Below are 12,598 nucleotides of genomic sequence, written 5' to 3' on the forward strand. Positions count from 1 at the left end.
TTCTGTTGTTCGGTGCTCTTGGTCGACACCGTTCTAGCAGGGACTCCGTTGCCTGTTTCAGCGGGCTTGACAGCACCGCACACCCGCAAACTTCACGGCCTTGGGGCTAGCGCCGGCGACTGCGTGTTCTATCCGGCGTGGGATCCCGACGGCAACGGTCCGTGGGACCTTGAGCCGTGTTCGCTGCCGTGGGTCAAGGGCGACCACTACCAGGTGGTGGCGCGGCTCGAGAACACCGCCGACGCCGCCCGGTGCGAGGCCGTCGCGGGTTGGCGGGCCGGCGATGTCACCGCGAGCCTGCCGGCCAGGGGGTCCGATCCCGCGTCGCTGTTGTGCCTGACGCCCAACCGCTGAGGCCGCGCGCCCGGCAGCTCGCCTGGCTCCCTTGCGGTCCCGCCGGCCGCCTGGCCTGTCACCCGGCCACCGCGTCCTGGTAGGCGCGCAGGGCGACGGGGTCGTCGATGCTGCCGTGGTGGTGCAGCATCGCCCGGCGGCCGGCCGCCGGGTCATAGCGGAAGTAGCGCGAGGTGCGGATCGCCAGCGGCAGCTCCGCGCCATCGCGTCCCGTGAAGGTGCCGGTCTCCCGACCGGCGAACACGGCATGGGTGTCGTCGGCGTACTCGACGATGTCGCCGAAGGTCACCATCACCCGCGCCGGGCCGTCGAACACCCGCGCGTACAGCTCGGCGATCGCGTCACCGCCGCGCAGGAGCCCGCCGAGCGGATTGTTGAGCTGCGCCAACGGATCCGCGCTCCATACCTGGCGGAGCACGGCGAGGTCGCGCCGATTGAACGCGTGGTAAACCCGGTCTGCTGGCGCTCGTGCTCGCCGAACCGCAGTAGGGCCCGTCCGGCGGCAAGGGCTGGCGATGAACGGGCCGCACGAGCCGCGCGAGTAGGTAGCCCAGGGGCGCAGGGTCACCGGAACAGGCAACTTCGCTGGTCAGTGCGGCAAGGGATGCTCACCTGGCCAGGCATGCTCAGTTCGGCGTGTCGACAGCGTTGAACCCTGTGGCGCGGCGACTCCTTGGCCAGGCCGCCTGGACTTGTTCCCAGGCTCAAGCCGCCCGATTAGGCGGGAGATGCTTGGTAGCACTGGAAAGCGCGTTGGCACCGAACTCGCTCTAGCACCCGGCTCCCGGCACAATGACGCGTGCGGCACAAGGTGCTCGTCGCCCTCGGCGTCCTACTCGACGACGTTGACGAAGAAGAACACCGGCCGCCTGTTCGGGAAGCACTGCCTGTCGAACTCGTCGACGATCTTCCACCTCACCAGGCACTGAGTCGGATGGTCGGGAGCGATCACCGACACTGACACCAGGATCCTGCCGCCGGGACCGACATCGTCGAGCGCGACCCGCTCCGGGACGACGCAGGCGCTCGGCGCGCCCCCCGGGTCCGGAGGCTGCGCGCGGAGGTAACGGTGGCGCCAGGACACGGTGCCGGCGTTCTGGATCGTCCAGATCTTCACGAACCGCGAACTGACCTGCACCTCGCTCCCGTCGGGGTAGGTCGTGTCGGCGACGAGCACACTCGCGTCACCGGGAACCAGCGGTCCCGACCCGACGGTGGCAGCGCCGGACGAGGCGACGCCGGACGGACCCGAGGCGGAGAGGTTCGCGGTGGCCGGTGTCGCGGCCGGTGCCGGCTGCGCCTGCTCAAGCGGCTCCGGCCTGGCGACCTGCCGGCTCGCCGCGGCGAACGCGACGACCGCGGCAGCCGTGGCGGCGACGGACGCCAAGCGAGTGGGAGACCAACGCCACCACCGACCGACGCGCCCGACACCGGCTCCGGCGTCCGCGGCGGAAGCCGCCGACGACACCGGCATGACGGTCGCGTCCTCCCGGTCCGGCAGCGCGTCGCCGTCAGCCAGCATCTCCTGGTCCACCAGCGCTTCCTGGTCCGGCAGCACTTCCCGGTCCGCCAGCACCTCCTGGTGTGCCCGGCGCAGTTCGTCGTCGGGCTCGACGCCGAGCTCGTCGCGGAGGATGTGGTACGCCTGCTGGTATGCCTGGAGCGCGTCGGCCCGCCGCCGCGCGGCGTGCAGCACCCGCACGTAGCGTGCCCACAGCGACTCCCGCAGCGGGTGCGCCGCCGTGGCTTCACCCAGCAGGTGGATCAGTCGCCCGCCGGTGTCGCCGACGGCGAGGCCGACATCGGCCCTGGCCTCCAGCAGGTCGAGGCGAAGCGAGGTGAGCGTGGCGCGGTACTGGTCCAGCACCGGATGCTCGGGCACGTCCCGGAACGGCTCGTCCCGCCACAGGTTGAGCGCGGCGTCCAAGCGGCAGCCCGCCTCGTGCGACGGAGTCGCCGCGTCGGACCTCCGGTAGGCGCGCAGGACCTCGGCCGCGGCCAGGGAATCCATCTCGTTCGGACAGGCCGCAAGCAGGTAGCCGGGGTGGCGGGTGACCACCAGGCTGCCGTCGGTGTCGCCGATGGCGCGGCGCAGCCTACCGACATAGGTGTGCACGACCTTGGCTCCGCTCGCCGGCGGCGTGCCGGGCCACAGGTGGTCGATGATCCGGTCGATGGGCACGACGTGCCCAGCCTCCGCGATCAGCAGGGCCAGCAGCAGCCGCTGACGTGCCGAGGACACGGGCTGCCAGCCGTCGACGGTACGGACCTCCAATGGTCCAAGAACCCGGTAGCGAAGTGGGGAATGGGCTTCCTCGGACACAACTCGACCCTACGTCGCGGATCCGCGCCCGCTCGAACCCAGGTGTTGATCATCACGATCGCCCTTCCCCCGCGAACCAAATCGTGTCGCGCATCGTGCGGGACGCTCCGCGCCCCAGCCGCCATCGCCTCGCCATCATCCGGTATCGCCTCGGCATCGCCTCGCCCGGACAACCTCTCTGAGCTGGGCGTTTCCCGTCCGATACCGCCGGGTTCGAGCCTGGTGGCCGACGGCGGCGAACGCCGTGCGCCACATCGACGAGAGGAACCCTCGTGAAGTTCTCCCCGCTCGCCCGCACCGCCGCCAGGGTCGCGGCGCTGGCCGCGCTCGGCGTCGGCTCCATGATCGCGGTGGCGGGCCCGGCGTCCGCGGAGTCCGCTCCCGGCTGCTCCAGCACGACGCAGATCGGCAGCACCGCCTACATCACCGTCAACGGCGAGACGGCCGCCTCCGTGAAGCAGTTCAAGGGCTGCGGCAAGAACTGGGCCTATACCTACGTCTGGTCCGGCTACCGCTCCAACCACAGCTACAACGACCTGTGCACCTCCGTCGTCTCGCACGACGGCAGCGGTGGCCACCTCGTGGACCTCCAGTGCGGTGGCGCCAACACGGTCGAGATCTGGTCCTCGGGCGCCGACACGCTCAACGTGTGCACCACTGCCATCGGGTTCTTCCCGGACGTGGCGGCGGCCGAGACCAGCCAGCGGTGCTGACCATGCGACTCCCCCGGTTCGCCAGGGCAGCCAGCCGAATCGCCGTGCTGGTCGCCCTGGCCGTCGGCTCGCTGATCGCGGTCGAGGCTCCCGCATACGCGGAGACGAACCCGGACTGCGCCAGCGTGGTGCAGATCGGTCAGACCGCCTACATCGACCGGGACGGCGGCACCGCCGTGTCGGTCAAGCAGTTCAAGGGCTGCGGCAAGAACTGGGGTTACGCCTACGTGTGGGCCGGCTATCGCGCGACGCACACCGGGTACGTCCTGTGCGCCTTCGTCGATGTCCAGGGTGACGGGTGGCGCGGCGAGTTCTGCCTGCCCAACGCGGTGGAGATGTGGTCGGACGGCACCGACACGCTGGACAGGTGCACGCGAGGCGGGGGCGGCCTCTGGAACGAGTCCGCTCCTGGATTCACCGACTGGCGGTGTTGACCCACACGACGTCGGCCGGCCGGGGCCGCCAGGACGACCGTCCTGGCGGCCCCGGCTGCTGGGCTGTCGCGCTGCTCGGCCCGTTCGAGCTCACCGACGGCTCCTCGGTCGTGCCCGTCACCTCGGACAAGCAGCGGATCGTGCTCGCCGCGCTCGCGCTGCTGGCCGGCCAGCCGGTGACCGTCGAGGAACTCGCCGACCGGCTGTGGGGCGACCGGCCGCCGCCCTCGGCCAGGGCCACCGTGCACAGCCTGGTGATGCGGCTGCGCCGGCTGCTCGGCGCGGGCGTGCTGCGCAGCGACAACCGCGGCTACCTCCTCGACCTGGCCCCGGCGCGCGTGGACGCGCTGCTGTTCCATCAGCTGCGGACCGCGGCGGACCGGGCGGCCGCGCGCGGAGACCACCACGCCGAGGCCGACCTGCTCGGCAGGGCGCTCGCGCTGTGGCGCGGGCCGGCGCTGGCCGACGTGCGCTCCGAGACCATGCACCGCGTGGACGCGCGGCTGTGGCAGGACCGCCGCGACGAGACCGTCGAGCGGCGCGCCGCCGTGAGCCTGGCGGTCGGGGCGCGCCCCGACATCGTCGACGAGCTTCGTGAGCTGGTGGCCGCGCAGCCGCTGCGCGAGCAGGCGCGGGCCCTGTTGATCACCGCGCTGCACCGGGCCGGCCGCAGGGCCGACGCGCTCGCGGAGTACCGGGAGGCCCGCCGGGTCCTGGTCGAGGAGCTGGGCGTCGAGCCCGGCCCGCGACTCCGGCAGGCGCACCAGGACGTGCTGTGCGATAAGGACGTCCACGCGCGGACCGGCTCGCCTCGGCGGCAGGTTCCCGCCGAACTTCCGCACGACGTCAGGGGATTCACCGGCCGCCGCGCCGCGCTCGACCGGCTGGACGCGCTGCGCGACTGCGGGGACGGCCTGCCGATCGCGGTCCTCACCGGCCCTGCGGGTGTCGGCAAGACGGCTCTGGCGGTGCGCTGGTCGCATCGCGTGCGCGCCGGTTTCCCCGACGGCCAGCTCTTCATGGACCTGCACGGCGACAGCCGCCGGCCCATGCCGGCGGCCGACGCGCTGCGCCTGCTCCTGCGCAGCCTTGGGGTCGGCGCGGCGGAGGTTCCCGAGGACGAGCAGGGTCGCGCGCGGCTGTACCGCTCGCTGCTGGCCGACAGACGCGTCCTCGTCGTGCTGGACAACGCGGCCGACGCCGACCATGTGCGCCCGCTGCTGCCCGGCACCGGGAGCTGCGCCGTCCTGGTCACCGGCCGGTCCCGGCTCAGCGGGCTCGTCGCCAGGGACGGGGCGCGGGCCGTGGTCGTCGAACCATTGTCCGGCTTGGAGTCCGTGCGCCTGCTGGCCGACATGATCGGCGCGGACCGGGTGTCCGCCGCCCCGAAGGCCGCCGGGGCGTTGGCGAGGCTGTGCGGTCGGCTGCCGCTGGCCCTCCGGGACGCGGGGGCGAGGCTCGTCGCTGACCCGGCCCTCCCGCTCGGCGACCTGGTCGCCGAGCTCTCCGGAAGGGACACCCACACACCGCAGGAACTCTGTCGTGCGGCGGGCTGAACCAGCCCGCCGCACGACCCGGGTTCAGCCGTTCCAGGTGCTGGTGACCTGACCGAACGCCCTGGTGTCCAGGTACCTCAACGTCCTCTGTTCGCGCGTGCCGAACAGGTGCGTCTCGTAGTTGCCTGTCGTGTTGTAGTGCGGGACGCGGATGATCTCCCAGGACGGGTACTGGTCAGAGGTCAGACTGACCCGGAAGTAGCCGTTGCTGTCCTGGATGATGTTGATCGTGCCGTCGATCGCGCCGACGTTGCCCCAGCCGCCGATCGCGGGAATGCTCGTGTAGGAGTCGGCGAGCTGATACCGGACGAACACCCCCGCCGCGCCGCCGCTCACGCCGACCTTGTTGTAGTCGTAGTGAGCGTTGCACCACGGATGCGGGAACCCGTCCGTGCCGCACTCCGTGCCGAGCGGAATGCCGTCCACACCAGTGTTCTTGATGTCGAGCGGGGACTTGCACCCGGCACTGACTCCGCTGATGCACGACTGACTCACGTCGAGCCCGACTTGGCCGGACTTGGGTTCCCAGGCGATGACCGCGCGGCCCGAGTCGACCACCTTGTCCGACCAGCCGTCCCGGTCCATGGTGAACAACTCGCTGACGTTGTCGCCGCCGTGGATGACCGCGCGGGCCAGGAACAGGTCGGAATCGACGCCGCCACCGCCGACCTGGAAATGCCCGTGGGCGTGATCGCCGTCGAGGTACGGGTTGATGTAGCGATTCATCGCCTCGGTGTAGGCGGGGTTGACCTTCAGCTGGGACGGGTGGTCGTCGACCGGGGCCACCACGGCGAAGATGTTCTCGTGGGTCGGCGACGGGAACAGCGCGCTGTACGGTCCGACGCGAGAGACCTTGTTGCCCCAGTTGCCCTCGACGGAGATGATTTGGCCGTCGGGCTGCACCTCGACCACCACGCCGACGTGGTTGCTGCTGCTCGGGCCGCTGCCGAACAGCACGAGATCACCCGGCTGGACCTCGTTCTTGGCGCGCAGCGTGCCGTGTTGCTTGCCCCACCAGTAGAAGTCTCCGCTGTAGGGCAGGTAGACGTCGATGCCGGCCTGCCGCCAGGTCCAGCTCGCGAACATCGAGCACCACGGGTCGCCGCACTTCACGCCGTCCCGGCCGAAGGGGTTGCAGTTGTCACCCCACTCGTGCAGGCCGAGCTGGCTGTTGGCGGCGGCCACGATGGTGTTGCGGATCGCGGAGGACTGGACGCTGCCGGGGGGCGGCGACGTCGGCGTGCTGGGATTGCCGGAGTCGCCGCCGGTCGGCTTGGGGTCGTTGTCGCAGCGGCCCAGCACGATGTCGGTCGCGCCGGTCTTGATGTAGTAGTCGGCGACCCACAGGCCGTCGGTCGTCTTGTCCCACACGGCGGATCCGCCGTAGTTGAACTCCCCGTATGCCTGGCAGACGATCGCGATGGTGCTGCCGCCCGGGTACTTGTCCTCGGTCTTCGCACTGGACAGGCTCTTGCCCGCGTACCCGTTGAGCGTGGTCTCGACGAGGTAGCTGCCGGAGCCGCCGCCTCCTGCGGGGCCGTCATTGTCGCAGCGGCCCAGCACGAAGCCGGTGGAGTTGGTCTTGACGTAGTAGTCGGCGACCCACAGGCCGTCGGTGGTCCGGTCCCAGATGGCCGAGCCGCCGTAGTTGGTCTCGCCGTAGGCCTGGCAGACGATGGTCACGTAGCTGCCGCCCGCGTACCTGTCGACCGTCTTGGCGCTGGACAGGCTCTTGCCCGCGTAGCCGTTGAGCGTGGTCTTGGCATAGAACTGGCGGCCGCCACCCGCGTTGCCCGCCGCGTGCCCGTCGATGCCAAGGGACGAGCAGAGGGGCACGCCGGGGATGAACGCGTCGGCGCCGGTCTTCACGTAGGTGTCGGGAATCCAGTAGCCGTTGGCGGTGTAGTCCCAGATGGGGCTGCCGTTCACGACGGGGCCGGTGTCCTGGCACTTCAGGTAGATGCCGCTGCCCTGGAGGTAGGCGTCGGTGCGCACCCGGTCGTCGACGTTCATGCTGCCTCGGCCGTCGATGTCAGCCTTGGCCGGGTAGGGGCCCTGCGGCGAGCCGGCGTTGGCGTGACCATCGACGCCGATCGCCAGGCACCGGGGCACCCCGCTGACGAAGCCGTCCACGCCGGTCTTCACGTACGTGTCGGGGATCCAGAGGCGGTCGGTGGTGTAATCCCAGGTGGTGCTGCCGTTCACGGCGGGGCCGGTGTCCTGGCAGGTGAGGTAGACGGCGGCGCCGGCGACGTACGCGTCGGGGACCACCCGGTCGTCCGGGTTCATGCTGCCGCGTCCGTCGATCGCGGTCTTGGCCGGGAACGGGCCGTTGGTGTCGGCCTGCGCCATCCCGGCGAGGCCCACCAACAGGGCACCGGTGCAGGAGAGCGCGGCCACCAGCGCCGCGGCGGCTCTGGTCGCGGCGCCCGCGCGGCGGGATCTTCTGTGTCTGAACAAGGTTCGTCTGCTCCTCGGGACTCGGGACCGCGTGTGCGGGTGGACCCGCACACGGAGGCCACCGCAGTCTCGCCGGGCGGCCTGGCGCGGGTCTGGCGTCGATCTGGCGGGCGGCGCGCCCACTGGTCCGCCAGTGTCGGCGCTGGGAGTTCGAGCTCACCCTCGACGAGGTGGAGACCCACCAGATGCCTCACTCGCGGGTGCTGCGGTCCCGCACGCCGGAACTGGTCCGCCAGGAGGCATGGGCTGGGTGTCAGTTCCTTCTGCCTGAGCCCGCCGGCGAAGAGAGTCTTTGATCTCCCTGAGCCTGGCCGCTGTGGCAGGGGACCACTCCGCTTTTTGCTCGCTGGCACGCAGGGCGTCGTCGATCTCGTCGAGTTTGGCGGCGGACACCGCGCCTGCCCGCTCGATCAGGTCATCCCGGCGCAAGGTTGTCAGCCAGGTACACGGGGTATAGCCCGGCCACGGAAACCCGAACCGCAGCACGCCGTCAAAGGGCAGTCCTTCCTGGACGCCGACTGCGACTTCGAGTCCCAGGTCAGAGATGTCGGTATCCGCCGGGGCGACAACCTGCATCGCACGGAAGCCGGATGGACCTTCCCCGGACAGCAGCACAACAGGCCGTCGCTCGTCGAACTCAGCCCACCAGATTTCGCCTCGCCGCATCTGTCCTCCTAGTTCTCAGGGCCACGGTGGGCATGGTGAGTGATGTCCTCGCTCAGTTGGCCGCCTCAGCGGCGGCCTTAACGTGATCGTTGCGGATACGGATAAGCCGGGGCATATACCGGTTGAGCACGACGAATTCGGCGATGGCCGCCAACGGTCCAAGCGGAGCGGCGAAGTCGATGACGTCACGCATGACGGTTCCGCCGTTCCCGTCCGGCTCGAAATGGTGGGCGTGGTGCCAGCGCTCGAACGGACCCGTGACCTGCTCGTCGACGAAGTAGCCGGGAGGATCGTAGGCGCTGATGAGGGAGGTCATCCGCCAGCACAGGCCGAAGTGCCGGGCTTGCCAGGTGACCGTGTCGCCCAGCTTCATCTGGCCGGAGGTGACGCCCCCGATGGCCCGCTCGCCGGAGCCGGCCATCGAGGCAGTGTGCACCTCGACCTCCAGGGACAGATCGAAGACGCGCTGCGGCGGCGCCGCGATACCGGTGGTGGTCTCAAAGCGCGTCATACAGCGACTCTACGTCCAGCCACGTCCAGCTACGTCGGACGCATGCTGGTGTCGATCACCTCATGTTTGCTGGATTCCCGGTCCTACTGAGGATCGCCGAGGCGACGACGAACGCTCAGTGGGCGGATGTCCGGCCACAGCTGTTCGATGCGGTCCAGGCACTCCTGGCGGGAGCCGTTCACGCCGATCTCCCGCCAGCCGGCAGGTACCTGCCTGCCGACCGACCAGATGGAGTGCTGCTCCTCGTCGTTGACCACCACGGTGTATTCGGGCTCGGCGGCATCGGGCATGGTTACTCCTGGTCGATGAGAGCGCGCAGCGCGGCTTTGTCGGTCTTGCCGTTGGGGTTGGTTGGCCAATCGCCAAGGAGCACTGTTCGCCCGGGAAGCATGTACTCGGGCAGGCGGGCGGCGAGGACGTCGGTCAACTCTCTCTTGAGCGTGGCCTCGGGGGCTTCCGCGTCCAAGTCGTCCATCTGGACGGCGAGCGTGAGTACCGGACCAAGCACAGGGGCGTCGAAGACCCATGCGGCGGAGTTGCGGGCCCTAGAGTGTTCCAGCGCGGCGCTCTCCAGCTCCCCCAACTCGATCCGGAAACCACGGACCTTGACCTGGTCGTCGTCGCGGCCGATGAAGCGCATGAGGCCGGTCTCGTCCTGGCTGATGATGTCGCCCGTGCGATAGAGCCTGCCATACACCGGATCGTCGATGAACGAAGCCGAGTTGGCCTCGGTGCCGACGTACCCGAGCCCGACACCGCAACCGCCGATGTAGAGCATCCCTGGTTCACCGGGCGGGCACTGCTCGCCGTTGTCGTCGACGATGATCGCGATCTCCCCGGCCAGCATCCGACCGACCGGCGCCGCCCCGGTGATGGCTTCGGGCAGCTCATGGATCGCGGTGAAGACCGTGGTTTCCGTTGGCCCGTACGCGTTCCACACCACCGCGCCGGCGTCGAGCAGCAGCGAGACCAGAGTTGAGGTGAGCAGTTCGCCCGCACAGATCGCCAGTACGCCGCGCAGGCAGTCCGGGCGGAGGGTGACCAGCATGTGCATCCAGGTCGGCGTCGCCGCGACCCAGCCGACCCCGTGGTCCCGCACGAGGCCGGCGATCGCATCCGGATCCACCCGTTCCTCGGGGTCGGCGAGCACCACTGTCCCCCCGGACGCGAGGGTGTACATCATGTCGAAGACCGATACGTCGAAGGTCTGCGCACACACGGCCAGTCCGACCGGACGCGCGCGCAGTACCGGTCGGGCGAGCAACGCGTTGATGGTCCCGGCGAGGCCGCGGTGAGTCAGTACGACCCCCTTGGGCCTGCCTGTCGAACCGGACGTGTAGATCACGAAGGCCGGGTCGTCGGCTTTGACGGCCGCTGGGTCCAGGAGCGGCTCGTGCTGCCACGCCTGCTCCACGTCAAGGAGTTTCATGCTGGGTGAGGGATCCACGTCCCCTTTGGCGAGCGTGACATGCACACCCGCCGTCGTGAGCATGTACTCCTTGCGCGCCTCGGGGAGTCCCGGGTCCAGCGGCATGAACGCGCCTCCGGCGAACCACACCGCCAGCGCACTCGCCACATAGTCGGGATCCCGCCGCGTGCACACCGCCACGATGTCGCCCGGACGCACACCGTGTTCCCGCAGTGCGCCAGCGATCCGGCGAGCCCGGTCGAACAGGACGTCGTAGGTCACCGTCCGTTCGCTGGTGATCACGGCGGCCTTGCCCGAGGAGTTTGCCGCGGCCCGCTCGATCAGGTCAGGCACCGACCTGCCGACAGATACTGGTCTGGTCACTGGACGGCCTTTCCCTTGCCTACTGCGGAATCGTGATCGACTCGATGGTCAGTCGTCCGTGCTCCCGGCGAGCTGCGTTTGCGCCACCTTCGCGACTCCTGCCACCGTCAGGTCTGCCAGCACGTCCAGCAGCTGTAGCCGTGTTCCGACCACGTCCGACACCCGCACGACCATCTGCATCAGGGTCAGCGAATGGCCGCTCAGCCCGAAGAAGTCGTCGTGGGCGCCGACTTCGGGGACGCCGAGCAGGTCTTGCCAGATGTCCGCGATGGCCTGTTCCAGTGGGGTGTTCGGCGCGCGGGACGGTGTTGCGACGGTGGGTGCGGATGGTTGGGGCAGCCGGGACCGGTCGAGTTTGCCGCTCGCGGTGAGGGGCAGTTCGGGCACGGCGGCGGCGACCGCGGGCACCATGTGGGCGGGCAGCAGTCGGGCGGCGTGCTCGCGCCAGTCATGGGGCACGTTCGGCGTCAGATAGGCGACCAGGTGTCCTTCGTGGACGATCACTGCGGCGCTGGTGATGTCGGGATGTTCGGTGAGCACCGCGACGATCTCGCCGGGCTCCACCCGGTAGCCGTTGATCTTGATCTGGTCGTCCAGCCGGCCGAGGTAGTCCAGGGTGCCGTCGGGTAGCCAGCGGCCGAGGTCGCCGGTGCGGTACAACCTGGCGCCCGGTTCCTGGGCGAAGGGGTCGGGCACGAACCGGTCCGCGGTCCTCGCCGGATCGCCGAGGTAGCCCCACGCCACGAGGGGGCCGCCGATGTAGACCTCGCCGGGGGTGCCCGCCGGGGCCGGCTGGCCGGTCGGGTCCAGCACCTGAATGCTGGACCCGGCGATCGGCCGCCCGATCGACACCGGCCCGCCCACAGCCGGGTCCGTGTCCCATGCCGTGCAGCCCACGGTGGCCTCGGTCGGGCCGTACTCGTTGACGATCCGCACGCCGGGGAACGCCTCCACCGCCCAGGCGACGTCCTCGCCCGCCAGGGCTTCGCCGCTGGAGATCAGCACCCTGGTCCCGGCGACGATGTCCGCCCCGCCGCTCGCGGCGATCATCCGCAGGTGGCTCGGGGTGGCCTTGACCGCCGCGTAGCTGATCGGCGCGGCGAGCGCGCCGCTCAACGCCACCCGGTTGTCCACGCTGCGCACGACCACTACCGTGCCCCCGGCGACCAGCGGGCCGAGCAGGCTGGTCACCGTCAGGTCGGCGCCGATCGTCGCGTACAGCGGGACTGGGCCGTCGCCCAGCCCGAGTTCGCCTGCCGCCCAACGCAAGTAGTGACTGGCCGAGGCGTGTGACACGGCCACTGCCTTCGGCTCGCCGGTCGAGCCTGAGGTGTGGATCACGTACGCCAGGTCGTGCGGCCGTAGCCCTGGGTCGGTGATCTCGGCGGCCAGGTCGGCGACGTCGGCGGCGTTGAGGGTGGGCCAGTCCGGCACGGGACCGGCCGTGGTGGTAATCAACTGCCCGTGGCCGAGCCTGCCGAGCATCCGGGTCAGCCGGGCCGGCGGCAGGGCGGGGTCGGCGAACACCACGGCCGCGCCGGCCAGGAAGCTGCCGACCGTGGCCAGCAGCAGGTCGGCAGAGTGTTCGTGCACCACGGCCACGAAGTCGCCGCGCCGGACTCCCCGTGCCTGCAACGCCCGCGCCCAGCGGCTCGCGCGCGTCAGCAGGTCCGCGTAGGTGATCTCGTCGTCGCCGTCGCGGATCGCGATCGCGTCCGGCTTCCGCTCGGCGATCCTCGCGATCAGTTCCGGCACGGTGGCGGGGGCGCCGATCGGGGCCGGATCGACG

Annotated in this window: 11 protein-coding genes and 2 pseudogenes; 4 read left to right on the forward strand and 9 right to left on the reverse strand. The window is 70.3% G+C overall.

What is annotated here, in order from left to right:
* Positions 1–123 precede the first annotated feature (123 nt).
* The gene (locus F0L68_RS34110; RefSeq protein ID WP_149854014.1) at positions 124–354 is read left to right on the forward strand and encodes a hypothetical protein; all 231 of its coding nucleotides are present in this window, start codon (positions 124–126) and stop codon (positions 352–354) included.
* Positions 355–412: 58 nt separating this feature from the next.
* Here F0L68_RS34110 and F0L68_RS34115 read toward each other — a convergent pair whose 3' ends face one another.
* Entirely contained in the window at positions 413–922 is a 510-nt protein-coding gene (locus F0L68_RS34115) for a YybH family protein (RefSeq protein WP_223199379.1), read from the reverse strand.
* 264 nt (positions 923–1,186) lie between these two features.
* Positions 1,187–2,629 (reverse strand): BTAD domain-containing putative transcriptional regulator, encoded by a 1,443-nt coding sequence (locus tag F0L68_RS34120; RefSeq protein WP_188316980.1) that lies wholly within the window; start codon positions 2,627–2,629, stop codon positions 1,187–1,189.
* A gap of 320 nt (positions 2,630–2,949) precedes the next feature.
* Here F0L68_RS34120 and F0L68_RS34125 point away from each other — a divergent pair, with 320 nt between their 5' ends.
* From F0L68_RS34125 to F0L68_RS34130, 3 genes are read left to right on the forward strand one after another with little or no spacing between them, the layout of a single operon-like run.
* The gene (locus F0L68_RS34125; RefSeq protein ID WP_149854016.1) at positions 2,950–3,390 is read left to right on the forward strand and encodes a hypothetical protein; all 441 of its coding nucleotides are present in this window, start codon (positions 2,950–2,952) and stop codon (positions 3,388–3,390) included.
* 2 nt (positions 3,391–3,392) lie between these two features.
* Positions 3,393–3,824, forward strand: coding sequence for a hypothetical protein (locus F0L68_RS42815; RefSeq protein ID WP_188316981.1), 432 nt, complete (start codon positions 3,393–3,395; stop codon positions 3,822–3,824).
* Positions 3,818–5,380, forward strand: a complete 1,563-nt coding sequence (locus F0L68_RS34130; protein ID WP_188316982.1) for an AfsR/SARP family transcriptional regulator — start codon at positions 3,818–3,820, stop codon at positions 5,378–5,380. Before F0L68_RS42815 ends, F0L68_RS34130 begins: the two co-directional genes overlap by 7 nt.
* Before the next feature lie 24 nt (positions 5,381–5,404).
* Here F0L68_RS34130 and F0L68_RS34135 read toward each other — a convergent pair whose 3' ends face one another.
* From F0L68_RS34135 to F0L68_RS45550, 7 genes and pseudogenes are all read right to left on the reverse strand, one after another.
* The gene (locus F0L68_RS34135) at positions 5,405–7,840 is read right to left on the reverse strand and encodes a C40 family peptidase (protein WP_149854018.1); all 2,436 of its coding nucleotides are present in this window, start codon (positions 7,838–7,840) and stop codon (positions 5,405–5,407) included.
* Positions 7,841–8,200: 360 nt separating this feature from the next.
* A pseudogene (locus tag F0L68_RS43880) lies at positions 8,201–8,506 on the reverse strand (type II toxin-antitoxin system PemK/MazF family toxin); the annotation flags it as partial.
* Between the two features lie 52 nt (positions 8,507–8,558).
* Positions 8,559–9,017 (reverse strand): SRPBCC family protein, encoded by a 459-nt coding sequence (locus tag F0L68_RS34145; RefSeq protein ID WP_149854020.1) that lies wholly within the window; start codon positions 9,015–9,017, stop codon positions 8,559–8,561.
* Between the two features lie 83 nt (positions 9,018–9,100).
* Positions 9,101–9,307, reverse strand: a complete 207-nt coding sequence (locus F0L68_RS34150) for an MbtH family protein (protein WP_149854021.1) — start codon at positions 9,305–9,307, stop codon at positions 9,101–9,103.
* 2 nt (positions 9,308–9,309) lie between these two features.
* Entirely contained in the window at positions 9,310–10,779 is a 1,470-nt protein-coding gene (locus F0L68_RS34155; RefSeq protein WP_188316983.1) for an amino acid adenylation domain-containing protein, read from the reverse strand.
* Positions 10,780–10,857: 78 nt separating this feature from the next.
* Positions 10,858–11,196, reverse strand: a complete 339-nt coding sequence (locus F0L68_RS45545; RefSeq protein ID WP_438672342.1) for a phosphopantetheine-binding protein — start codon at positions 11,194–11,196, stop codon at positions 10,858–10,860.
* Positions 11,176–12,564, reverse strand: a pseudogene (locus tag F0L68_RS45550) (amino acid adenylation domain-containing protein); the annotation flags it as partial. The pseudogene F0L68_RS45550 and the gene F0L68_RS45545, both read right to left, overlap by 21 nt.
* Positions 12,565–12,598: the final 34 nt, after the last annotated feature.

The organism is Solihabitans fulvus, assembly GCF_008386585.1.
In the GTDB taxonomy this organism is placed as follows: Bacteria; Actinomycetota; Actinomycetes; order Mycobacteriales; family Pseudonocardiaceae; genus Solihabitans; species Solihabitans fulvus.

Bases quoted from the DNA above. Each gene is read 5' to 3' on its own strand.
- F0L68_RS42815 (WP_188316981.1), top strand. From the start codon at position 3,393: ATGCGACTCCCCCGGTTCGCCAGGGCAGCCAGCCGAATCGCCGTGCTG.
- F0L68_RS34145 (WP_149854020.1), bottom strand. From the start codon at position 9,017: ATGACGCGCTTTGAGACCACCACCGGTATCGCGGCGCCGCCGCAGCGC.
- F0L68_RS34150 (WP_149854021.1), bottom strand. From the start codon at position 9,307: ATGCCCGATGCCGCCGAGCCCGAATACACCGTGGTGGTCAACGACGAG.